General features: G+C 54.6%; 15 protein-coding genes. 8 read left to right on the forward strand and 7 right to left on the reverse strand.

Going from position 1 to position 24,469, the window contains the following annotated elements; all coding sequences use genetic code 11:
- Positions 1–30: 30 nt before the first annotated feature.
- Together KJS40_RS07185 and KJS40_RS07190 are read right to left on the reverse strand one after the other, a co-directional pair.
- A complete protein-coding gene (locus KJS40_RS07185; protein WP_025039800.1) occupies positions 31–219 on the reverse strand; it encodes a 4-oxalocrotonate tautomerase family protein in 189 nt (62 codons plus the stop codon).
- 7 nt (positions 220–226) lie between these two features.
- Positions 227–916 (reverse strand): uracil-DNA glycosylase, encoded by a 690-nt coding sequence (locus tag KJS40_RS07190; RefSeq protein ID WP_213539631.1) that lies wholly within the window; start codon positions 914–916, stop codon positions 227–229.
- Between the two features lie 59 nt (positions 917–975).
- Here KJS40_RS07190 and efp point away from each other — a divergent pair, with 59 nt between their 5' ends.
- Entirely contained in the window at positions 976–1,542 is a 567-nt protein-coding gene (efp, locus tag KJS40_RS07195) for an elongation factor P (RefSeq protein WP_090459631.1), read from the forward strand.
- Positions 1,543–1,577: 35 nt separating this feature from the next.
- On the opposite strand, the gene KJS40_RS07200 is transcribed toward efp, so the two are convergent.
- Positions 1,578–2,735: a porin gene (locus tag KJS40_RS07200; protein WP_244859748.1), complete on the reverse strand. Its 1,158-nt coding sequence runs from the start codon at positions 2,733–2,735 to the stop codon at positions 1,578–1,580.
- 316 nt (positions 2,736–3,051) lie between these two features.
- On the opposite strand from KJS40_RS07200, the gene KJS40_RS15270 reads away from it, so the two are divergent.
- From KJS40_RS15270 to KJS40_RS07215, 3 genes are all read left to right on the forward strand, one after another.
- Positions 3,052–3,672 (forward strand): hypothetical protein, encoded by a 621-nt coding sequence (locus KJS40_RS15270; RefSeq protein ID WP_244859749.1) that lies wholly within the window; start codon positions 3,052–3,054, stop codon positions 3,670–3,672.
- 202 nt (positions 3,673–3,874) lie between these two features.
- Positions 3,875–4,516, forward strand: coding sequence for a Kazal-type serine protease inhibitor family protein (locus KJS40_RS07210; RefSeq protein WP_213539633.1), 642 nt, complete (start codon positions 3,875–3,877; stop codon positions 4,514–4,516).
- A 445-nt stretch (positions 4,517–4,961) separates the two neighbouring features.
- Positions 4,962–5,459, forward strand: coding sequence for a DUF1080 domain-containing protein (locus KJS40_RS07215; protein ID WP_244859774.1), 498 nt, complete (start codon positions 4,962–4,964; stop codon positions 5,457–5,459).
- A gap of 176 nt (positions 5,460–5,635) precedes the next feature.
- On the opposite strand, the gene KJS40_RS07220 is transcribed toward KJS40_RS07215, so the two are convergent.
- Positions 5,636–6,529 carry a DMT family transporter gene (locus KJS40_RS07220; protein ID WP_244859750.1) on the reverse strand — a complete coding sequence of 298 codons (894 nt, stop codon included), beginning with the start codon at positions 6,527–6,529 and terminating at the stop codon, positions 5,636–5,638.
- A 166-nt stretch (positions 6,530–6,695) separates the two neighbouring features.
- Between KJS40_RS07220 and KJS40_RS07225 the strand changes: the two genes are divergently transcribed.
- Positions 6,696–7,661 (forward strand): tetratricopeptide repeat protein, encoded by a 966-nt coding sequence (locus KJS40_RS07225; protein ID WP_244859751.1) that lies wholly within the window; start codon positions 6,696–6,698, stop codon positions 7,659–7,661.
- Between the two features lie 102 nt (positions 7,662–7,763).
- Positions 7,764–8,339, forward strand: coding sequence for a DNA-3-methyladenine glycosylase (locus KJS40_RS07230; RefSeq protein ID WP_213539634.1), 576 nt, complete (start codon positions 7,764–7,766; stop codon positions 8,337–8,339).
- A gap of 101 nt (positions 8,340–8,440) precedes the next feature.
- Here the strand turns inward: KJS40_RS07230 and KJS40_RS07235 are convergent, their stop codons facing one another.
- Positions 8,441–8,704, reverse strand: a complete 264-nt coding sequence (locus tag KJS40_RS07235) for a hypothetical protein (protein ID WP_213539635.1) — start codon at positions 8,702–8,704, stop codon at positions 8,441–8,443.
- A gap of 153 nt (positions 8,705–8,857) precedes the next feature.
- Between KJS40_RS07235 and KJS40_RS07240 the strand changes: the two genes are divergently transcribed.
- A complete protein-coding gene (locus KJS40_RS07240) occupies positions 8,858–12,937 on the forward strand; it encodes a tetratricopeptide repeat protein (RefSeq protein ID WP_213539636.1) in 4,080 nt (1,359 codons plus the stop codon).
- Positions 12,938–12,953: 16 nt separating this feature from the next.
- Complete coding sequence (locus KJS40_RS07245) at positions 12,954–18,896, forward strand: toxin TcdB middle/N-terminal domain-containing protein (protein ID WP_213539637.1); 5,943 nt, start codon at positions 12,954–12,956, stop codon at positions 18,894–18,896.
- Between the two features lie 149 nt (positions 18,897–19,045).
- Here the strand turns inward: KJS40_RS07245 and KJS40_RS07250 are convergent, their stop codons facing one another.
- Both KJS40_RS07250 and KJS40_RS07260 read right to left on the reverse strand, forming a co-directional pair.
- On the reverse strand, positions 19,046–20,425 hold the full coding sequence (locus KJS40_RS07250) for a GGDEF domain-containing protein (protein ID WP_213539638.1): 1,380 nt from the start codon (positions 20,423–20,425) through the stop codon (positions 19,046–19,048).
- Positions 20,426–21,358: 933 nt separating this feature from the next.
- A complete protein-coding gene (locus KJS40_RS07260) occupies positions 21,359–24,082 on the reverse strand; it encodes an EAL domain-containing protein (protein WP_244859752.1) in 2,724 nt (907 codons plus the stop codon).
- Positions 24,083–24,469 lie beyond the last annotated feature (387 nt).

Consider the following 24,469-nt stretch of genomic DNA (forward strand, 5'->3'; position numbering starts at 1 on the left):
CGTCGAAAGCAGGCTCTACCGCCAAGGCGATCAGTCCCCCTCACCCAGCAGTTTGCCCCCGATGGCCCAACTTTCGTGAGGCAATTCATCGAAAGCAATATAGGTATAGGATTTCGGCTTGTGCGCGACTCGCTCGAGCGTATCGGTTATTTCCTGAGCAATCTGTTTCTTCTGCTCGCGGCTGAGGGTGCCGGCAATGCGTATATTGACGTAGGGCATGGGTTAGTTAGTCTCCAGTTTGCTGATGAAAAGCCAGGTCACTGCAAATTTTCGCGAATACCTGTTCGAACATTTCTGCAGTCAGACGCCGGGTCTGGGTATTGTAACGGCTGCAATGGTAGCTGTCATATAGTGTCAGGCTGCTGGGTTTCACGCTATCGGATGCCGGCCCGGCAGTTAATTCATGGATGGCGCCATGGCCGAAAGGATAAGCTTTTTGCTTGAGCCCCAGTGCCATGAACGCTGCCCGATGAGCGACCCCGCCGAGAGCGAGCAGCGCCGTGCCGCCGTCTTTTGCGAAATTAGCGATCTCGGCCGCCAGGTATCCATTACATTGCCTGATCTCACCTGGCTCGGGTTTGTTTTCGGGGGGAAGGCACTTGACGGCGTTGGTAATGCGGCAATGCATGAGCTGCAAATTATCTTCCACCGAAGCCGAACCTTCATGGTTGGCGAAGCCGAATTTATATAAGGTCTGGTATAACAAAATCCCGGCAAAATCACCGGTAAAGGGTCGGCCGGTACGATTTGCGCCGTGCATTCCGGGAGCGAGACCGATAATGAGGAGCTTGGGCGTTACATCACCAAAAGCCGGCACGGGACGGGCGTGATAATCCGGATAACGAATTTTCACCTCGTCAAGGAATCGGGCCAATCGGTGGCACTGGCGGCAATCCGCCGAGAACATTGATTGCATGGGGTTATCGAGAGCTTTTTATAGTAAGATGCGCGTTTTCTTGATTCATTGGAACAATAATGGCTAAAGTTCTTGCAACGGAAATCCGCGTCGGCAACCTGATCGAATGGGACAAGCGCATCTGGCGCGTCCTGAAATGTTACCACGTTCATGTTGGAGGCCGAGGTGGGGCATTCATGCAGGTAGAGATGAAGGATATCGAAGCAGGCACTAAAACCAACCAGCGCATCCGTACCGACGACAAAGTGGAACGCGCTTTCGTCGAACCGCGCGACATGACGTTTCTCTATCAGGAAGGTGACAATTATATTTTCATGGATAAGGAAAACTACGAACAATTGGGCCTGTCGCAGGAATTTCTTGAGGGCCAGTATGAATACCTGCTGCCAAACACGGACGTGCAAGTCAATTTTCACCATGATCGCGCGATCGGCGTACAGCTTCCCTCCAGCGTAGTGCTGACTATCACAGATACCGAACCCAACTTGAAAGGGGCCACCGCCACCAGTTCTTACAAGCCCGCCACGATGGAGACCGGCCTTGTTGTCATGGTTCCGCCATTCGTCCTCCAGGGCGAGAAGATCAAAATCAATACGGACAGCGGCGAATATATCGAACGGATGTAATAAGACAACTTACTCTCCCCCGCTTCTCGCCCTCATCAAAAACTTAGCTGGGTGCGAAAGGAAATAACGGAAGGACTGTCCTTACGGTTCGGTGTGCCGGGGCCGGCATTTCCGATTTCCGCTTCGGTAAGATAATAATTGAGCATTAATCGTACCCCTTCCCGAACATACCAGTTCACTCCCAGCGTGAGTACCTGAACCTGGCATTTGGTTGTGCCGGTACCGCACGGATTCTCAACCAGGCTTTGATCCTTATTTTCGACTGCGTCATAACGCGCAGCCAGTTCGATTGCCCCCCATTTCCTGATCGGCTTGGGCTTGCCGAAAGCCCCGCGCTCTTTCCTGTAGATTGTTTTTTCACCGGTGATAAACCAGCTAGCCTGTACATAGTATGCCTGTACATGAGAGTCCTTCTGCGTCCCCGCCAATAGATGAGTATTGTCGAGTTTTACGGCGGCGTATTCTCCTTGCAGGTTGACAGGCCCAATCGCATAAGCTGCTTCCAGCGCCCACGTAGTCTCGCTATGATGGCCGGATAAGCCCGCAGCAGCACCGGCGGAACCGAAGGATTGGCTAAAACCGCGTCGTCCCCCATAAATATCAACTACTTTTGCAGAAAGTGATCCGGCAGCTTCCGTATCGATACTGTATGAGAAACCAAAGTGGAGGGTATCGCCTTCCTGCGAGCGGGGCACCCAAAATAGCCGGCCGCCATAGCTTGAGCCTTTGACAGGCATACCGGTATGCGTCAGGCTCATGATATTGACAGCATAACCGAGCTGGTCTGCAAAAATACCCTTGTAACCGACCCCCATCAGCCACTGCCGCCCCGCATAAATGCCGGTGGACGAGGTCGAGGGACGCTCCATCATCGTGGTTTCATTTGAGCTGGTCAGTTCTTCCATGCCGCGATAAGCCTTGAACTGGCCGACCGTAAGTTGACCGGGGCCGATTTTGGCTGCGACCCAGGCTTCGCGAAGGCTGCCGGGAAATGTCCCGGCCGCAAAATCGTTCTGAAATTTAAGGCTCAGGTCATAAAATCGGGCGGTTACATCGGTATAACCGCGGCGAAAATTGAAACCGCTGCGCGGCTGACCATCGTCTACCTGGCTTCCAAAAGCGGGATGGCCGGGATCAGCTTTGTCGTTGTCGAATGAGTGCACGTCGAGATGAGCGCGAGCACCGAAAACCATTTCAAAATTGCCATCATTTGTCTTGATTTTAGGGCTACCTTTGGTATCAATGACAAATGGATGGGTCCATCCTACGTTCGCGCTTATCGACACAACCAGGGCGCAACATTTCAAAATGTTATTTATCGATTCGGCTGTGAATTTAATTGGATGACCCCGATTGCTTTGTCTCTTTGTCTTTGTGATGCTGAATCGCATAATTCGTATATATGCAACCCGGCCTTGGAATGCCTGCCTGCCACAGGCCCATCATATTACTTGGGTGTGAGTGTAGTGAGTAATAGAACGCTGGACGATGGCGCACTGAACATTTGAGATGCGCCGTCCAATGTCGTCATGCCAGATCCATACGGCGCCCGGCATAAGAACAGTTCCCTCAACTTTTTCCAATATTATCAGTAAAAACATTGGCATTGAATTGGTGCACCGGCTTCCAGCGCAGCGAGTATTGTATGATGCCCGGTTATCATGGAATCGACAGCGTTTTTGGTGTGGTACCGCACTGAAGCGTTGCGAGACGGCACGTAACCTTTCAAACACAGCAATATTGCTGGATAAACAAGAAGGAACAGCCATGAAATTATTCTCTATATCATCTTTTTTAACCTTGGCCAGCGCGGCGATATTCAGCGTCGCGGGTATAGCGCAGGCCCAATACGGCGGTAGCACATCCGGCCAGGGAAGTTCAGCCGGACAGAGCGGTTCTACGGGTAGCAGCAGCGCTTCTGGCCAGGGTAAGTCCCGATCCACTCAAGGTGGGACTACCAACGATGGAATGGATATGGGATATGTGGATCAGCAAAAAAGAGAGGAACGGAGCAAAGATGCAGGATCGCCGAGCAAAGATACCCACGTCCCCGACTTCCCTGTGGATAAGGAAGGAAAGCCGAAAAAAGACCCAAAGTATGAACAAGGTGGATCTATAGGGCCAAATTAATTCGACGATATGGCTAAAAATCACCGTGGAATTTCAGACGTGGATACCCTGATTGCTGCGGCCGAGTGAATTCGGGCCGCAGCGCTATTCTGTACGTCAGACTGCTTCCTGGTTGGACGTCAGCCTTGAGGTCTCCTGGAGCGATAAGCGTGCTTGTTGTCAGCCGCTTATTTTCGCGCCCGCACTACTCAATTAAGAAAAAGTGAAAAAATTAATTTATATTTTCTTGGTAGGTTTCGGTCTCCTTCCAAACACATTTTCGTTTGCCGAGAACGATAATGAGGCCGGTGCCGTTATTATTCGCGTCGGCAGTACCAATGACAACGTGGATAACGCATCGCTGGAATTGGTCCGAAAGGTGATCGGTAACGCCATCGCCTCTGATACCGTCGATACTTTCGATGTTTATTATCCCAGAGTGGGTGGCCCGACATCAACCAAGGTGGGTTTATCCGCTTGCGCGGAAGCAGGCCTTAGCTCAACACCGCTTGAATTTCGCAATTTCGTCGAGCAACTGCGTTCTATTCGTCCGAAACCCGGAACCTTTGTCAAGGTGGAATTAACGGACCGCTGCAAGGAAATCGAACCCATTGAACCATTGGATTGTGGCGGACTTCTAGGAACGTTATGCCCCGACGCGCAATACTGTGAGGTCGGTGCCGGGCAATGCAAAATTCGCGATGCGCAGGGAACCTGCAAGGCCATACCCAGTATCTGTACCAAAGAGCACAGACCTGTTTGCGGCTGCGACGGCAAGACCTACGGAAACGCATGTGAAGCGGCACGCGCGGGCGTCTCTGTGGAGCATCACCAGAAATGCGAGCTCGAAGAATTGGTGCGATGACGTTGCAGCGAGCAGATGCGATAAAAGTAAAGGCGAGAGTGAATGCAGCAGCTCGTTTATAAGTATTTTTTGCTCTTGGGCGATTGGTATATTCCTGTCGGCTTCGAAAACAATCGTGTCCACTAGTTGTAACGGCTCGCATTTGAAACCGGCCAAGCTCGCATTTGAGGCCGTTTCTGGCTCAGAATAACTGTAAATGAAATAACCAGCGGACTCACATTATCTGCAAATGAGCTTGCATTTATCCGCGCCGGCTCGCATTCCATTGTCGTGGGCTCACATTAATTGCAAATGAATTGCCTGGCTTCAGAACATTTACAATCAACGCAATTTAGTAAGTCCCGCTTTATGATAGGTTACACTTGGTTTCGGAAAGCCAAACGATCACCTCATCAACATTTTTAAGCTGCAGCCCTTCGAGGATTTTATCCTGCGCCTCGATTTCCTGCTCCCACATCCCCGAGGCAACAACAACGATAACTCAGGCGTGTTCGTTCGTTTCCGCGATCCGCGCCTACCTGATCCCGCGCCTGATCCTATCGATCCGACAAACAACGCTGCCTTCGTTGCGGTACATACCGGGTTTGAAATTCAGATCGATGAAGAAGCACGCGGAGACAAGCGTTTCGGTGAGCCAGATGGTTCATTCTTCGCCAGGACTGGAGCCATTTATAAAATTAAATCGCTGGGCACGGGCCAGGGGCAGCAGGATTACAAGAACAATCAGAATCTCGCAGCGGAGCAATGGAACAGCTACGAAATCGAAGTGAACAATCAGGACTACATTGTCCGCCTCAACGGCCAGGAAGCGACCCGGTTCCGGCGCGGTGCCACCGATACCGTTCGGGGAAAACCGCCCAGCGTCGATTCCAACTCAGGCTTTATCGGTCTGCAGACGCACACCGGCAACGTAGCCTTTGCGAATGTCCGAATCAAAACGTAGGTGTAACGGCTCGCCTTTGAAACCGGTCGGGCTTGCATTTGGCGCTATTTTCAGCTCGAATTAATTGCAAATAAAATGACACTCCGGCTCACATTATCTGCAAAACTAGTGATTTCATCGCGGCTGGATCAAGGAACCCTGACAAGGTATCGGTGCTCAATGGTGTTTGCTGTCATTCACACGCCGTCGCATTTGCTGATTGGCTTGGAAGCGCCGGCAGACTGACGTAATTTTGCAGCCATTATACCGGCGGCCACTATCAAGCCCATACCGAGCAGCGCCATGCCCGTCACCGGATCGCTGAATAGCAGCACCCCATATACGTAGGACCACGCAATACTCAGGTATTGGAGGCTGGCATTGACGAGTATGCGGCCGGTAGCGTAGGCGCGCGTCATCAGCAGTTGTGCGAATGTTGCCAGCAAACCGATAGCGAGCAGCATGCCCAGGCCTCTGAGAGTATGGGTATGCCAGCCGCTAGCCAGCGGCACGACCGCGGCACCGGCGCAGATACTGCACAGCGAGAAATAAAACACGACACGAGCCTCCGGTTCACCGGCCCTGCCAAGAGCGACCACCTGCAGGTAAGCGAGCGCGGTAAGCAGACCCGAGAGCAGGCCCATCAGGCCCGCCCTTAGCTGATCCCCTGCCATTGTTGGCTGGAGGATACAGATCACGCCGGCGAAACCGGCAAGCACTGTACCTGCCAAACGACTATCAACCTTGCTGCCTCCACCGAGAGTGGCCCTGACGAGAAGCAGCAGCGTCATCCAGATAGGCGACATGTAGTTCAATGTCACCGCCGTGGAAAGCGGTAAAGCGCTGATTGCATAAAACCAGAGGCCAAGCGCACACACGCCTGCCAGGCTCCTCCCGAAGTGCATCGCGGGCAGACGGGTGCGAAGCGTTTGGCCATGTGTGCGCGTAAGCAGTATCATGGTGGCTGCCCCTATGACGCCACGGTAGAACACGATTTCGGCCGTACTATAGTCTGCGGAAGCGAACTTCACACACATACCCATCGTTGCAAAAAGCAACGTTGCGGCAATCATCAGCATGGGTGACGACATTCTTCCTTCCTTTTCGGAGATGCGCGTTTTGACCCTCACCGCGCCGTAAACGCGGTTGATATCGGCTAGCCTGTAAGATATTACAGCTATTCATGCCGGCCAATCCCGAGTTAAATGGCCGTCATTGTGGAAACCGTTCACAAGCTGCAACCATTGTGGAGGTATAGTGAAGGCGGATAAGCAAGGGAATCCCCTGCGCGCTACCGCGGCCTCGAGGAATTCTCCGCAAAATGCGGGGAATGCCCCTGCAGTGCATTATCCTGGACCGGTCACCGCACGGGACAATCCAGTAATGATGCATTATGCGGGAAAGAAACGTACTGAAAACGAAACGCTTCTGGAAGAAGCGCTGCTGTTGTGGAAACAGCGCTGCGGCGGGTGCGATCTCGATATAGCAGCAAGCCTGAGCAATCTGGCCGAGATTCACCACGCGCAGGGAAACCTTGAGCTGGCTGCGCCACTTTTTCTCCGTGCATTGAATATTCGGGAAAAAGCCCTGGAGCCGAATCATCCCGAGATTGCTGTGAGCCTGCATAACCTGGCTACGCTCTACCGCGATCAAAAGTACTATGCGCAAGCCGAGCATCTCCTTCAGCGTGCGCTGGAGATTTCGGAAAGCAGGTTCGGCCCCAATAATCCGGTTGTAGCGATCTGCCTGAACAACCTGGCTGAGATGCAGCGCGAATTGGGGCAGCTTCAAAACGCAGCAACCCTTCTTGCACGCGCATTGCAAATTGGTGAGAAAATCTTGGGCCGGCACCATCCCGATGTTGCCACGAATTTAAATAATCTTGCATTGCTGCATCTCGCGCAGCGGCAGTATGCCCAGGCCGAACCACTTCTTAAGCGCGTGCTGAAGATTTCAAGGAAAGCCCTGGGTCCGCATCATCCCGATGTTGCCACCACACTGCACAATCAGGGTGCGCTTTATGCGGGTCAAGCTCGATATACGCAAGCGGAGCGGCTTTATAAGCGGGCGCTGAGGATAAATGAAAAGAGCCTCGGCCCAAACCATTTGAGCGTAGCTATAACGCTGAAGAGTCTGGCCACACTATATCGGCGTACACATCAGCCAGAGAAAGCGGAGTCTTTCGAAAAGCGGGCATCGGCTATTTCATCGATACGAAGATAGCCAGGTAGATAATGGCACGAATCTTCCATAAGCCGGCCGGATTTAGGTTCATGCGTCAGGAGGCGGTATCGATTCTCAGGCTATCCGTATAAAATTGCCGACATGAATACAATCTCGCCATCATTTATTGATTTTTCCGCCCCATCCGTTGATGTGGCTCGGTCTCTGATAGGCGCAACCCTACTCCTCGATGGCATCGGGGGACGCATTGTGGAGACGGAAGCATATGATCACGAAGATCCTGCGTCACACAGTTTTGGCGGTCCCACCAAGCGTAATAGTGTGATGTTCGGCCCGCCCTGTCGAGCCTACATCTATCGCTCCTACGGAATTCACTGGTGCCTCAATTTCGTTTGCCGCACGGAAGGACATGGCGCGGGTGTTCTGATTCGCGCAATCGAACCGCTCGCAGGGCTGGAGACCATGCGGGCGCGGCGCGGTCTCAATGATGTGCGCCTCCTGTGCTCCGGACCGGGGCGTGTCTGCCAGGCGCTCGGTATAACGAGTGAGCATGGCGGTATGCCCATCGACTCACCACCATTTCAACTTACACTCCCCAATTCCGGGGAACAGATTCCAATCGTGACAGGCCCGCGCATCGGTATTTCAAAAGCCGTGGATGTGCCTTGGCGGTTCGGTCTTGCCGGGTCCCGCTTTCTGAGCCGTCCGTTTCGTTGACCGATCATGACTGCTTATCTCCCTATCTCCCTATCTCAGGTAATGGGAAATTCATCACCACAAAAAATCCCCTTCTAATCGCCGCTTTCTTCTCTTTTTTTCTAATCGCTGACGTTTTGGCTTAAATACTCCCCGTTTTCTGCTTGAAGTCGTGAACCTGTGCTGATAATCGCAGACTGAACAGAACCTGCCTGAATCGTGTCCTTGTCAGCCTTTTTGGCCCAATGGTAGCGATTGCGTATTGCCTCACGATACATCCGTTTCTCACGTTTACCCATGTCGATACCGCCTCGATCCGTTACCGGCATTTTGCGGCAGCGCAGCGTATCCTCTTGGGACATTCCTTTTTTATTGAGGTAACGCACTACTTGGCTTGCTATTTTAATTCTGTGATCTATAAAACAAAGAAGGATGTTTTATACCCCTTTGAAAATATAAACATGCAGTCGAAGGCGCTTGCCCGCTTGCTCCGATAGTAAAAGTAAATTTTTAACACGCCGATCAACGAGGAATCAGCCATGGCAACCAAGTACCTCAGTAATTATTACAGCTACAAAGTCGTCCCGCAGGTTTTCGGCTTCCAGGTGGCCGAAGTTGATCCGAAACTGGCGCTGGAAAAACAGGTGCAGGGGCATCTCGCGAACGGACATCGTTATTTTTTCCAGGACGAGTTCCAGAACGCCCTGAGCGAGTATCAGACGGCTTATTCCCTGCTGCACAAGTTCCTTCATCCCTATTTTCCGGTTGACGTCACTGCAATCACTACCTCGGTGCTCAAGCAGATGCAGTTGACCGATATGATGGTTACTGCCACTGCTCAGGTTGCAAAATACCGCTCCGTCGTGGGGGAGCGTCCGATAGTATCGCCCGATAATCCCCCGCAGGAAATCTCGTCCATCGTGCAGAAGTTCGGTGGCACGGGCAGCACGGTGGTGGCATCGCCTGCGTCCGTCCTTTATGAACAAGCTTCGACGTATCTTCAGGCTGGAGCTACCGCCGAAGCCCGGCCCATCATTCGCCAGGCGCTCGAACTCAATGGCGGAAGGAACCGCGAACTGGAATCGAATCTCATGGTCGCATCCGGCATAGCGGCCGTGCAGCAAAGCGAATTCGATAACGCGCGCGACAGTTTTGCGAAAGCATTCCAGCTTGCGCAGCGTCCGGGCGTGGGTATTGGGCCGGCGAACATACCCGGGGTACCCGGCGCCGTGGGCGCGCCCGGAACGCCTGGTGCAGCCGCAGCCGTGGCGGGACAATCGCCGCAAACCCCGGAACTCGGGGCAATCAGCAACAATCTCGGTGTCGTGGCGGCCCTGGTCGGGGATGCGCGCAGCTCCGGTGCCGCTTTCCAGGCGGCGGGCGACTCCGTTCCCCTGTCGTTCGGACGCACGCTTTCGCAGCCGCTCAATCCCGGTACAGCCACCGCAATGCAGAGGCCGATGGGCAGTGAGGGACTCGGCTTCATCCTTAATTCACCGTCAGGTTCCAGCCAATATTTGGACGTATCGCCCGCAGTTTCCCTCGCCAGCGGCGCTCAGCAATTCGGAGTGTTCAAAGGCGACCAGATTGTCAGTGTCGATCTTCAGGTCAATGCGGCCGCAAACCTGACGGCAAGCATCTATCAGCCGCGAATCAGCGCTAGCACACTCGCAGCACTCGCTACTTTCGAGATCATCGACACCAATTTCATCGCCTATATCCCGCACACTTATGGCTTCACCATTCCGTTGAGTCTTGGCGATTGCCATCTGGAGCTGGGCGATTATGAAGAAGCCATCACCTGGTACGAAAAGGCTCGCGACTATCAATACCTGAACCAGGCCATTGAGGCGCCTATGGTCTGGCTGAAGCTGGCCAATGCCTACACCAGGTGGGGAAATTTCCTGTTCGAAGCCGGTGAGAAGGCTGAAGCCAGAACAAGGTATGAACAGATTGTGCGCCTGACCGATCCCATCCTGGATCCAGCTTCGGCGCTCTACAAGTCGCCGGTGTTCGATGGACTTACGGCGCAGGTACAGGCCATTCTCGCCGCGCCGCAGCCCCTGGATGCCGACGTGCACAATCCGTCCATCGCAGCGGTGGTATTGCTTGCCAAACTCAATATTCAGAACATCGAAGATGGGATCGATTTTCCATTGCTCAGCCTGGCGCGCGAGCAGATCCCGGTGTTTCGTTTCGACTACTTGCAAAATACCGCGCGTTATTTCGCCGAGCATGCGATTCAGGCGGAGCAGACTTACATCAATTTCAAGACCAGTGCTGAGCAGGAGCAGTTCCAGCGGTCGATGCTGGAGAATGCGGTCGACCTGGAGGCTGCGAACGAACAACTCGAGATCAAGAAGGTAGAGATAGCAAAAGAACAGAAGGAAGCGATCGAGGCGAACCAGGCTTATGCGAATACGCAGCTCGAAAACGCCAGGGATTTGAAAACGGAATACACGGATGTGAGTCTCGAAGAGATGGCTTTGGACTCCGAAATCACGTATGTCGGCGCGCCTACGACCGAGTACGACTTCTCCGGCTATGGGGGATATGGAATCTCGGACGGAACCCACCGTGTCGACGAAGTGCTCCGTACGCTGACACGCCGGCGCAGCGAGATCTCGCGCGAGTTCGAACTCAATAACATGGATCGCCGGATCAGCGAACTGGAAGCTGCGAAGAAAGTCGCGGATGAGCAGGTGGACATTGCGACCAAACAGAAGGAGGCCGCCGATATCCAGAAGAACATCGCCACGCTGCGCAAGCAGCAGGCCGAGCAGCAACTGGCGCTGTTCGACTCGCAGGAGTTTACGCCCGATCTCTGGAACCGCTTGGCAAATGAGATTCGCCAGATCTCCAAGTCATATCTCAGTCAAGCTATCGTCATAGCCCGGCTGATGGAGCAGGCTTACGAGTATGAGGTGGGCAAGGCGGTGAATATCATCAAACCCGCGTATAACCGGAACGATCTGGCAGGTCTTCTAGGCGGCGATTTTCTGCTTCGCGACATCGATTCGTTCACTTTCATGCGGATTATCCTGGGCGAAAAAAAACAGCCGATGAAGGAAATCATCTCTCTGGCGGATCGCTACCCGGTCCAGTTCCTCCGCGATTTTCAGCGGACGGGAACCATGGGTTTCCGTACCGAGCTGAGCGATTTCGACCGGAACTACCCCGGCGCCTACCTGCAGCGCATCAAGCGCGCCGAGGTGATTGTCGAAGGATTGATCGGCCGTGGTGGAATACACGCGAGCCTGACCAACACCGGGCTCTGCCTGTCGCGAATGCGCAACGGAGGCATCAAGATGCGGCTGCTACAGCCGGAAACGCTGCTGGTGTCGCAATACCGCATTGCTGCGGACGCCGTGATCTTCACGCCGGATGTGGAGATGCTGGCGATCTTCGAAAACAGCCCGGTCTCGACCTCATGGGTATTCGAGCTTAACCCCGCCGCAAACGACATCATCCTGAACTACATTACCGACATAAAGCTCGTGCTCTACTACGAGTCGTTCTTCGATCCGAACCTGAAGCCGAAGATACTGGAAGAGCTCGCGGTCGAGCAGATGAATGCCGGACGCCGCACCGTCGCGCTCCGGTACGAGCTTTTCGACGAGTTCTTCGCTTTCCAGGATACCGGCGAGGTAACGTTCACGCTTCGATCGACCATGCTGCCTTTCTACCACCTGGATCCGCGCGTACGCGAACTCACCTTCCTGATTGAAACGGACGAGGGCGTATCACCCGAAAACCTGGTCGTCAAGGTATCCGCTGCCGATGGCACTACTGCCACCCAGACCACGACCGCGGACGGTGCGCTTTCGACGGGTGGGTCGAACCCGCTCAACGCGTTCATCGGCAAACCGTGGTTGCAGGAGTGGAAGATTGTGATTCCGATGGCGGAGAACCAGGCCCGGTTCGATGCCGGCTTTGAATGGTCGCAAGTGCAAAATATCATAATGACTACGGAGTACGAGTTCACCCCCCGCCGCATCCCCGGCCAGCCTTACCTGTTGCTGCTGGATCGCTTCGATGCGGACACGCTTGCGGATTTCGACATTGTCGACGATCCACAGGCCACGGTATCCGCACCATCGGAGTGGGTCTTCAATGCTGAAGCGCGTCGCATCGATCAGCTATCGGATATACACGGGGGTGCGTTCGGAACCGGTGCGACCGGACCCGATAAGCCCGGTACCTACCTCGTTCGAAAAACAACGACCGCACTGCCGGCAGTCCAGAATTGCATCGTGGTCGTCGACGTCAGCTCGGAAGACAACGACGGTATCGGTGTCGTGTTCCGCTGGCAGGACGCGGACAACTTCTATTACTTCCTGATGGACCAGCAGCGCAACTATCGTCGGATGGGGAAGAAAGTCGCCGGCGTATTCCAGGAACTCGATACCGCCGCACTCGATGCGACTCACGGATACGAGACCGGTAAGAGCTATTCGTTGAAGATACGCATCAGTGGGACACAGTTGAACGCGTACCTGAATGACGAATTGGTATTGTCGGGGCAGGATGCGTCGCTACCCAACGCAGGGCGTGCCGGGCTTTTCTGCTGGGGCAGCGCGGGAGCACACTTCGACAACTTCCGCATCGTCGATCTCTGACATAAGAGGATAGCCTGTGGCCAACAAATCGCCTGTCAATCGTCAATCTGCGTCCAATCCGGCCGGCGGCGGCGACGTTCGCGGTCTCGGCGAGACGTTTCAGCCGGACCTGAATTCCGGTGTCGGCAACTATCGGGTTCCGCTTGACCTGTTGCCGGGTATCCGAAACTTTCAACCCAGCCTCGCTCTCGGCTACAGTACAGGCGCCGGGAACGGCGCCTGGGGCTTGGGTTGGTCGCTGCCTTTTGCCGTCATCAGTCGTCGCACGTTTCGAGGTACACCCGCCTACACAGATAACGACACATTCCTGTTCGCCGGACAAACGGAACTCCTCCCCGTGGGCTCCGACAACTTCAGGGCGTCAATCGAGAACGGATTCGAGCAGTTCAGCCGCACGGCGTCCGGGTGGCAGGTCGCGGAGAAGTCCGGCATGCGCCACACCTTCGGGACCACGGCCGAAAGCAGGATCGAATTCGACGATAATGGGACGACCCGGGAGTTCGCATGGCTTATCGAACGCACAGAGGATACTGCGGGCAACACCATTACCTACCGGTATCGAACGGAAGAAGGCCAGCGATATATCGAGGAGATACGCTACGCTGTCTATGCGGTCCGGTTCGAATATGAAGCCCGCCCCGACCCGTTCTCGGATTTTCGCAGCGGCTTTGAAATGCGCACCGCCCTGCGCTGCTCACGTATCACGCTTCACGTCGAGCCGCTGGGTCCGGCTGCTGTGCGGACATGGGCGCTGGCGTACGATACGGAGCCCTTCTCCGGTTTATCGCTTCTTCGGTCGGTTACTTTTTCAGGCAACGATCCGGAAACAGGGGAGTCGGCGTCACTTCCGCCGTTGGAATTTTCCTATACCGAATTCGCTCCCTCCAGTCGCCGCCTGAGGAAGTTCCTGGCTCAAGCCGGCACAGCGCCGCCCGGCCTTGACCAGCCGAACCTGGAGCTGATCGATCTGGACGGCCGTGGTCTCCCCGGTATTCTTTCGATTGAAAATGGCGTGGCGCGATACTGGTCCAATACGGGTGGACTCAGGTGGAGCCCACCCCGTTCCTTGCCGCAGTTCCCGGCTGTTTTCTCCACCGCTGAAGATCGCGTGCAATTCGCCGACATGGACGGAAACGGTGCGGCGGATGTGCTCGTCGGCAGCGGGACACTGAGCGGCTTCTACCGCAATGAAGGGACTGGCGCTTTCGCCGATTTCAACCAGTACGTCCGGCAACCCCAGCTCGCTTTTGAAACCGGTGGTTTGCAGTTGATGGATGTCAATGGCGATGGTCTCGTTGACGCGGTGCATGACGGTAGCACCGGTCTTCAGGTATACGACAATCTGGGGTCCGCAGGGTGGAAACCTCCGAGACTGGTGCCAAAGGACGACCTGCCGACGCCGGTTCCTAATTTATCTTCCGGCGACCCCCGCGTCCGTGTTGCCGACATCAATGGCGACGGATTTGCGGATGTGGTGTTATTCAGCAGTGGGTATTTCGAATACTGGCCCTCGCGCGGCGGAGGCCACTTCTCCGAATCGCGCAAGATGATCGCCGCGCCGAGATTCCCCTATCCGTTCGATCCGGCGCGAGTGTTCATTGTCGATATCAACGGGGATAGCCTGGCCGATGTCGTTTTTGTCGGCTATGACGAAGTAACGTACTGGATCAATCAGTCGGGGAACTCGTTCAGCGCTCCGCAGACGATTCGCTACACCCCGCCAACCTCGCGCGCCGATACCTTGCGAATCGCCGACATGAGCGGAACCGGAACGGCGGGGATCTTGTGGACGAGTCCATATCCGGACTATCGCTACCTCGACTTCACCGGCGACGTGAAGCCCGGCCTGCTCTCGCGCATCGATAACGGACTTGGCCGCATCACGACCATTAAGTACACCACCTCGACCGAAGAGGCAAGGCGCGACCGCGAACAGAGGGAACCATGGGCGTCATTTCTTCCGTTTCCTGTGCAGGTGGTTTCCGCCGTTGCGGTCGATGATTCGATCAGCGGCCTGCACAACGTGACCCGCTACCGTTATCACGAAGGCCACTATGACGGACATCGACGGGAATTCGACGGATTCGGCCGATCCGAGCAGATTGAAGAAGGCGATGACTCGATTCCTTCGTGTCGCACCGTCTTTCATTACCACACCGAAGCTTCCGGGCGGCCGACCGTTCCCGATCCCGAGTTTCGGCGTAGCCTGAAACGCAAACTTTTTCGGGTAGAGGTATTCGGAGAGGACGGCGGTCCGCTGGCAGCGACCCCATACCGGGTGGAGGAGAGCCGATGGACCGTACGTGTCGAGCAAACGCTTCCGGATAGCCGGCGAGTTCTGTTCCCCTTCATTGAGGAGACGACCACGTCGACGTTCGAGCGGACGCCCGACGCCCGCATCGAGCGGCGCCTGCTCACGTTCGATATATCCGGAAATGTGACAAGCGAAGAGCGTCGTGGAGAAGGAGGGGCGGGCGCACCTATCGCTATCGTTGTAACGACCCACGCCGAGTATGCGCTGGACCCGGCAGGGCGCGTTCGCGACCGTGTCTCCCGCATTGTCCAGCGTGACGGCGACGGCAACTTGCTCAACGAAGTGCGCCAATACTATGACGGGGCCGCATTCCAGGGCCTGGCGCTCGGCCAGGTCACAAATGGACTGCTCACCCGCACCGAAAAGGTTGCGCTGCACAAGGATGTGGCCGCATCCACATACGGTGCCCATGAGCCTGACTTTTCCGCGTTGGGGTATCGCGACGGAGAGGATCAAGATGGCAAGCCTGCCTGGCTGTACGATCATAGACGGGTCAGTCTCGATGAGCGCGGCAACGTTCTGGTCAGCCGGGATGCACGCGGGAACGACACGATCTACACCTTCGACGAGTTCGGTCTATTTGCTACGTCGATCACTGATGCAAAAGGTTTTGTTGCGACGGTCGAGCACGATCTTAGGGTAGCGAGGCCCCGGCGGATGGTGAATCCCAACGGCGGCGTGACCGAGTCGCGCTACGATCCCTTGTCACGTATCGCCGTGGTAGTGGCGCCCGACGATACGCTCGCCATCCCCACCGTCACCTATTCATATGAGACAGCGACGCTGCCCGCGCTTCGTGCTGCCCATTATCGCGTCGTTTCGGGTGATACTCGTACCATCTCCGTCAACGAATATCTCGATGGAGCCGGCGCCCTGTTCCAGCGCCGGACCGAACATGACGGCAATACGGTATCCGTCAGCGGACAGGTCGTCCCCAACGCTCGGGGGAAAACGGCCGAAAAGTTTGAATCCTTCTATGCCGAAGGATTAGAGTTCCAGCCATATTCGGCTGATCCTTCCGCGCCAAGGCGCAGCTTTTTCTTTGACCCATTGGGCCGTGCGATCCGCACATTGCATCCGGATGGCGGCCAATCCGGCGCGGAATATGGAACGTTCGACACGCTGTTTTCCGATGCAGGGGATAATGACCCTGCCCTGGCGGATTCGTTCGGGACACCACGACGCGAGATCTATGACACGTGGTATCGCTTGGTGGCAGTGGAAGAACGCGACCAGGCATCGGTCCGCACCACCAGCTACGAACTTGACGCCACCGGCCGTTTGCGGCAGATTACCGATCCCCGCGGGGTGATCCTTAGCCGCATCACTCGCGATCTGACGGGACAGGAGATCTCAATCGATCACGTGGATGGGGGGCGTCGTCTGCTGGCTTATGATGCCGCCGGCAACCTCGCGTTACAGGTGGATGGAGCTGGCGAGCCGATCAATCGCCGCTACGATGAACTGAATCGCATCATCGGGACGGCTTATGGGGGAGCCGAGCCGGAAACCTACTTCTACGACGCCGGGGCAGGCGCAAATCTGACAGGCCGGTTGGCACGTTCGATCGATCCCGCCGGCGAGACCACCTACAGCTACGATTCCCGTGGCAACGTCGTCGAACGTTCGCGCCTGGCGCCGGGCCAGACCGAGGCCCTGGCGCTGACCTACTCATTCGACCGCATCGGCCGCATGACCCGGTTGACCTATCCCGATGAAGCCGCTATCGATTTCGAGTATTACTCGGGATTTCTGCTTCAGAGTATCCCGGGATTTGTGGACGCAATCGAATACACAGCCGCCGGTGTGCGAACGGGGATGGATTATCAAAACGGCGTCCGGACTGAATACGGCTATGACCCGGCTTCTCTTCGCCTGCGTGAAATCCGGACATTCCGGCCCGATACCGGAGCCGTGTACTTTCATACCCGTTACGACATCAATACGGTCGGCAATGTTGCGTCAATCGAGGATCTGCGGCCCGGTACCCCGGGATTTGTGCGGACGCAGAGCTTCGGATACGATGCATTCCACAATCTGCTGGAGGCTTCCAGTCCCGATCCGGTGGCAGGGTACTCGCATATCTACGAGTATGACGCGGCGGCAAATTTTATTCGCAATCCGCTGATCAGCCCCAACCCGCTCTTTTATGAAAATGGCGGCAACAGCAACCGGCTGAGCGGCCACCTGGACAACGGCGGCATCAATCCCGTCAGCCTGTTCGGGTACGACCTGAACGGCAATGTCGTGTCCATGCCGGGGCGCACCCTGACGTTTGACGCGAAGCAGCAGCTCGCGCGGGTGCAACTGGACAGCGGCGCCGATGTGGCTTTTTTCTACGACCACAAAGGCGTGCTGAGCCGGCGCGAAGCGACCGAAGCCGGCTCGACAGAGGTGACGCACTACGTTGACAATCTGTTCGAGTCGCGCGATGGTTCAGACATGCGTTGGGTGATGGCGGGAGATCTGCCGGTCGCCCGTATCTCCGGCGGGACGACCGTATTCATACACAATGACCATCTGGGCAGTGCGGTCATCTATACCGATACGGATGGTAATCTTCTGACCGAGACCGCGTTCCACCCATTCGGGAGCGTGCTCATTGCACCGTCCGGTACGCTGCCCCCCGCGTTCGCGACGAAAAGACTGGATGCCGATATCGGCCTGTACTACTTCAACGCACGCTGGTACTCGCCGACGATGGGCCGCTTCATTTCACCGGACCCGCTCTACCTGTACCAGCCGGAACAGGGGCTTCAGGAACCGAAGCGCCTGAACCCTTACGCATACGCCGGCAATAATCCGGTGCGCTATGTCGACCCGAGCGGCCTCGGCTTCTGGGATGTGCTGGGCGCGATCGTTATCGCCATTGCCGTGGTGGTGGCGGTCGTTGCTGTTTCGGTGCTGACCTTCGGCGTTGGGACCGCAATCGGGTTCGGCACGCTCCTGGCTTATGCTGCCGTTGCGGGACTTGCGGGCGCCGCAATTGGGGCTGTCGTGGGCGGCATTGCCTACGGTAGCTGGGAAGGTGCATTGCGCGGCGCGCTGATAGGTTTTACCGCAGGCGCCAATGCCATGATCGGCGGCATGATCTTCGGGCCGATCATCGGCGCCGCGCTTGGCGTCATCACCTTCCTCTCGGTCATTCCGCCGGTGGCAAAGAGCGATGTCTACCAGGGCATACTCGGCTGGACCAGCTATCTGATGCCGATGAGCTGGCCGGGTCATGCGATTGGCCTTACCCTGTTCGCCCTGAATGTCATCGGTTATCTGGTCACGTTCGGGCAGGTGGATGCGCTGCGGATTCGCGACATGCAGGTCGACTGGAAAACGGGAAACATTTTCACGGTAGGCGGATGGGTCGGTCAGCTGGACGGAAGAGCGTTCAACTTCGGCGCATTCAGTTTCGTGAACACATCTCGCTATGTCGGCGGGGAAATCATACCGGCCACGTTCGAGCATGAATCGGGGCATATGCTGAGCAATGCGGCATTCGGTTTCTTCCAGGCAACGCGCGTGTTCGAAGGAAACGGGCTGGACAGCTTCTGGGAGCGCATTGCCGAAAGCAATGTGCCCCCGGGGCTGCGCGGCAGCGACCCCGTCACACCGGAACCCGACCGCCCCAAGATCCCGCAATGGGGTTGATTCGAGGCATCCGGGCCATGCGCTAAGCTCGAGTGTTGGGGGGTGTGGGTGCTGGGCGAGGGTCAGTTGGGAATTCTTCGCTCTGACCATGAAGTTTCGGCGTCAGCGCTTGTAATACCAATGCGGATACCGTACTGATAAACTTCTCTTTATGATGCTGATTCCATGCGAACGCCGCCATAAGAGCCATTTGCGAAGTGGTTATCATTGTTCTTTTTCTCAAGATACATAGCCTCGTCGGCATGTCTGAGAAGTTGGTGCGCCTCCTCACCATGATCGGGGTAGAGTGCGATCCCGATGCTCGGCAGTATGCAGAGGCTGCAGCTCTCTATTTTTATGGGTTGGCTGATAACACTGCGGATTTTTTTGGCTACATTCGAGGCGTGCTCGGGCAACTCGATGTTTTCGAGCAGCACCACAAACTCATCGCCGCCCATGCGCGCGACGGTATCCAAATTGCGTACGCACTGCTGCAGGCGATTGGCGATCACCTGCAGCAGTTCATCCCCTGCAACATGACCCAAAGAGTCGTTGACTTGTTTGAAATTGTTCAAGTCCAGGTAGAGCAGGGACATTTGTCCTTGTTCCCGTCGTGTTCTTGCCAGCGCCATTTTCAGGCGATCATATAAAAGTCCTCGGTTGGGCAGCCCCGTCAACCCGTCGTATTGCGCCATGTGCTTCAGTCGAGCGTGTAACTGTTTGCGCTCGATAGCGGTGGCAACTTGAGTAGAGACAAATTGCAGCAGTTCCTTGTCCTTTTCGGTGTAGCACGTACCGTTCGAGTTGCTTTTCAAAATCAGGGCTCCGATAGTACCCTTGTGTGAGTTGAGCGGAACGACCAGCCAGCCCACCACATTGCTTTCGTTGGCAGATCGTAATTCCTCGGGAAGGCTAGCCAGCGACTCAGGCCCCAGCAGCAAGGGCTGCCTGGTGCGAATGACTTCTGCGCAGAGGGTTCTTACGGCTGTTTGCTGCAGTTCGGACGCCTTGTCATAGCCGCAGGTGTAGGGAAAGCTCAGCTGATCATTGTTCTCATCGTACATTGCCACAGAAAAATGAGTGGCTGACAGTAGCTTGCCGATTATTTGATGAATTAGCTGAAATAAAGAGAGTAGATCCTCTGCAGTATGCGCAGCTTCGGAAATGGCATAGAGCGCTGCCTGCATCGATTCGGCGTGCTTGCGCTCGGTGATGTCTCGTGCAACGGCAATTCTCAGCTGATCGGCTTCGGACCAGCGAGCGGACCACATGATGTGCACTACTCGTCCATCCTTGCGTATATAGCGGTTCTCAAAATCAAGGGTGGGATGCCCTGATATGATTTCATTGGCCGCCTGGAGAGTTCTCGCTCGATCCTCAGGTACCACCATCTCCAACATAACCTTGCCGATCATTTCTTTCGGCGTGTAGCCAAAAATACGTTCGCATGCTGCACTGACAAAGATAAAACGCCCCCCTCCATCAACAACGCAAATAGCGTCGAGTAGTTGATCTATAAATCTAGTCAGAGGTGGATAAGTTTTTGTCATATGTGAAGGGTATTATATTACCTGGGCTAGCTCTGGCCAAGGTTATTCAGTCCACGCTTGACCATGTTTTCCTGTGCGCGCTTCCTCTCGCTTGACGCTCCTCGCAGAGGGTGGGATATGACTAGGGATGGCACAACAGGATCTGACCTGTGCCGTTAGCAGGTTTGAAGGGTTTAAGTTGTCTGCGGCCGGAAGAGCTGCAAGGTTTTCGGAGACAAGGCTTCTCATGCAAGACCAGAGGATGGAGATTTAATAGCAGGACGTGCTCAATTTGTGTCAAGCATCGTAGAGCTACGTGATTTAATCCGTGACACCATGATACCCGGGGAAGTAATACTTCTAAAAGGATCAGCAAACATCGATCACCTGGAACGAGTCGCTATAGACTACGATAAAAAAGTTACTTGCTGGAATAACACCTGCCGCATGAAGAACGAATATTTTAGATGTGAGAGATGCTACTAAATTCTTAGACTCTCTACCGCCCAACGTGCGCATCGGTCGGACCCAGTTCGGTAATACCCTCACTCAGCCATTGATATCTAAGTCCAGTTGTTTTCTCAGCAATTAGAGCTAGGGAGCGTGTGATCACAAAACGGATTAAGCCCGCTTGAGTTTACCCCAGAGGTACAAAAAAATTCACCGGCATCTTGCGCTATACCGCGAGCGGTGGGGGCACGAAATTACCTGACGCAACAAGCTGAACGATGCCCTGATGCTGCTGGGTCAGAATCCAAAGCTGGGGCGCCAAAGCAGGGAATGCTTGATACAACAATACACAACGGCTTACTTTGCCGGTTCTCATGTCATCGTGTACGGAACGCAGCAAGATACAACCGAGGTGGGGCGTATCCTACATTAACGCATAAGCATTAGGCAGCATAGGAAGGGTGAAACAATGAGTATGACCAAATCCGCCACATTGTATTTCAGCTATTGGATGTCCTCCTGAAATACCATAATGCTATCCTGGCGCTTAGTTTTGATCGCACTCGCCTCTTCCAGCATAAGTTCCTCAAATTGATCTAGTGGCAGAGGCGGACTGAACAGATAGCCCTGATAAACACTGCATCCATTCCACGCGAGAAAATCCTTTTGTGCTCCGGTTTCCACTCCCTCGGCAATTACCGCTAACCCCATGCTTTTTGCAAGGAGCAGAATGGCGCGGACGATTGTTGCGTCGTTATTATCAGTCAACACGTCTCTCACAAATGACTTATCGATTTTTAACCAGTCGAACGGCAGGCGTTTCAGATAGTAGAGCGAGGAATAGCCGACACCAAAGTCATCCAGGGCGAAGCCCACACCCTTGGCTTTCAGCGCCATCATTTTTGTAATAGTATCGTCCATGTTGTGGACTAGGATGCTCTCGGTAAGCTCAAGCTTGAGTCTTTGCGGATTGGCGCCGGTTCGATCGAGCGCAGAAACCACCTGCTCAACAAAGTCTGGCTGACAGAACTGTCGAGGGCTTATATTCACGGCCAGATTGAGCTGAGCTGTCTCGCACCGCCCGGACCAATTTACAAGCTGGCTACACGCAGTTTCCAGCACCCAGGCACCCAAAGGAAGGATCAGGCCGCTTTCCTCTGTCTGAGGGATAAATTCGGACGGAGACAAAAGGCCACGTCGAGGGTGCTGCCATCGTACAAGCGCTTCGACGCCTATAACTCCATGATTATCCACCTGGGGCTGATAGTGGAGAACAAACTCGTTTCTCTCCCAGCTTTTGTGTAAGTCCGACTCCAGAGCCGCGCGAGCATTCATTACCACTTGCATGTCGGGATCGAAAAAGCGCATGGCGTTCCGGCCTGATGCTTTTGCCTGATACATCGCCAGATCCGCATGTCTGAGCAATTCGTCTGTTGTGTGTGACTGATCGCTAAATAGCGCGACACCGATGCTTGGCGTAGTATGATGTTTGTGTGCACCTAGACTGAAAGGTTGATTGAACGCGCTGCGGATCCTCTCACAGATGGTTTCTACCTGAGTAACGGCTTCGTCATAATCTTCGGTAAAGTCTGTTTCCAGTATTATTACGAACTCGTCGCCTCCGAGACGAGCGACAGTGTCGCTTTCGCGGACGCAGGAGATCAGGCGAGGAGCGATTTGCTGTAGCAACAGGTCACCCAGGCCATGGCCGAACGTATCATTGAGCAATTTGAAGTTATCGAGGTCGATGAACAGTAATGCGCCCATACGCCGATTACCGGCCCGCGCTGCGAGCGCGTGTCGCAGTCGGTCAAGCAGGAGCTGCCTGTTGGGTAATCCGGTCAAAGAATCGTAGAATGCCAGATGCTTGATTTCGTTCTCAGCGCTCTTGCGCTGGGTAATATCGCGAAAATAAATAGCAAGACCTTCTTCCGAAGGATAGGCGTGTACCTCGAACCATTTGCCAAGGGGGACATAGAACTCTTCAAACGTCACCGCAGTGTTTTCCACGAGCGCCCGATGGTATTCACGATCAAAAGTTGTTCCTACCGCCTCCTTAAATTCTTCCCAGACCATGCTGCCCAGAAGATCGTCGCGGCGGCGCAGTAGCAGATTTTCTGCCTCCTTATTTACATAGGTAAAGTGCCATTTCCGGTCCAGGGTATAGAAAGCCTCGGTAATGCTTTCCAAAATCCTCTCTATTCGAAGCTTTGAGTTTGAAAGTTGGAGTGTTGTTGTCTTCTGCTCCTCCATGGCCGACACCAATCTTTTATTTACACGTCCTAACGCCACAGCTTTCTCCTTGTTCGCTGAAAGGACAAAAGAAACCATGGCGGTCAAAATACTCACCAGAATTCCACCTAACAGAACGAGAAACGGCTCGTAACTTTCTATGGCTTTTTCAAACGCAGGACGTGAAGACGCCTCGATCGCCCAGGTCTGTCCATACATAGATATAGGTATGACTCGCTTAAATTCAGGTGTGCCAGGTGTGCCTGGCGATCTAGGTCGATGTTTTTCGCTATCAAAGAGAAGGGAATTCTCTTCCCTTATTTCACCAGTAAATATTCTGAAATCGAGAACATTAAGCTCCGTGCGAAAAACGGACCGCATAAAGTCATCCATTCTGAATGTCGCATGTACATAACCAACAAGCGACGCGCGCCTTTCTTCCAGCGTTCCCGGCAGATTTGTGGCCCCGTAGTAGGGAACATACATCAGAACACCGGCTTGAACATCGTCCCCGGTTTCCTGGACGAGCTTTACCTTGGCGGAGAGTGTGGTTTCTCCCGTATCGCGCGCCCGGAACAAAGCCGCCCGTCGAACGGCATCTGAATACATATCATATCCATGAGCGCGTAAATTTCTTCCGGAAAAGGGTTCGAGATATACGATCGGGACGTACTTTTGCTGAACGTTTTCCGGCCAGACCTTGTAGTCAGGGAACCCTTCCGCGCGTACTTCTTCAATGTGGTCAGCGAGCTCCGAGGGAGAGATATTTTTTGCGAAACCGACGCCGAGAATTCCTGGATATCTATCGTTTATCCGCAAGGCATCCACATATGTCCGCCACGCCTCTCGTGAAACCGAATCAGAGGCGAGCAAGAATCCCATCCCCCCCTTCAACACCTGTTCATATCCTAAAAAGTGGTGCTCGATTTTGTGGGTAGCCTCTACTATCACGTTGTCGAACCGAGCATTTTCGTTCTTCTCTTCTAGATCTTTCACAATCAACCACCCTATCAGGGTAAGCGATATAAAAAACGCAAATGTTAGAGTAGCGATAGCCGGCCGAGAGAGAGAGCGTTCGAAAAGGAGGCTATGTTTGTCGGTTTCTGCCTCCATCTCTAAAACACCGCGAATCTCTTCGATATATGATCGGTTTGCGCTTGGAGGCGAACCAGGATATTGCCGCCCCAGGGGGTGTACTTGGCGGCATTATTTAGCAGGTTGGCTATCACCTGCACCAATCGCTTGGGGTCGCACAGAACCGGAAAGACTGAATTGTCTGAGGAAATGCAAGCTGGTGCCTGCGCCTTTCTATACTTTCTATAGGACGCACCTGCTTGACGGCCTCGGTTAACAGGGCTCCGAGGTCGACTTGTTGCTCATCGA

Origin of the sequence: Nitrosospira sp. NRS527 (assembly GCF_018406445.1) — a bacterium.
Taxonomy (GTDB): domain Bacteria; phylum Pseudomonadota; class Gammaproteobacteria; order Burkholderiales; family Nitrosomonadaceae; genus Nitrosospira; species Nitrosospira briensis.

What these genes read in the sequence shown, in the direction of transcription:
- KJS40_RS07190 (WP_213539631.1), bottom strand. Translation starts at nt 916, where the DNA reads ATGCAATCAATGTTCTCGGCGGATTGCCGCCAGTGCCACCGATTGGCC.
- KJS40_RS07185 (WP_025039800.1), bottom strand. Translation starts at nt 219, where the DNA reads ATGCCCTACGTCAATATACGCATTGCCGGCACCCTCAGCCGCGAGCAG.
- KJS40_RS07240 (WP_213539636.1), top strand. Translation starts at nt 8,858, where the DNA reads ATGGCAACCAAGTACCTCAGTAATTATTACAGCTACAAAGTCGTCCCG.
- KJS40_RS15270 (WP_244859749.1), top strand. Translation starts at nt 3,052, where the DNA reads ATGCGCCGTCCAATGTCGTCATGCCAGATCCATACGGCGCCCGGCATA.
- KJS40_RS07220 (WP_244859750.1), bottom strand. Translation starts at nt 6,529, where the DNA reads ATGTCGTCACCCATGCTGATGATTGCCGCAACGTTGCTTTTTGCAACG.
- KJS40_RS07230 (WP_213539634.1), top strand. Translation starts at nt 7,764, where the DNA reads ATGAATACAATCTCGCCATCATTTATTGATTTTTCCGCCCCATCCGTT.
- KJS40_RS07200 (WP_244859748.1), bottom strand. Translation starts at nt 2,735, where the DNA reads ATGGTTTTCGGTGCTCGCGCTCATCTCGACGTGCACTCATTCGACAAC.
- efp (WP_090459631.1), top strand. Translation starts at nt 976, where the DNA reads ATGGCTAAAGTTCTTGCAACGGAAATCCGCGTCGGCAACCTGATCGAA.
- KJS40_RS07250 (WP_213539638.1), bottom strand. Translation starts at nt 20,425, where the DNA reads ATGACAAAAACTTATCCACCTCTGACTAGATTTATAGATCAACTACTC.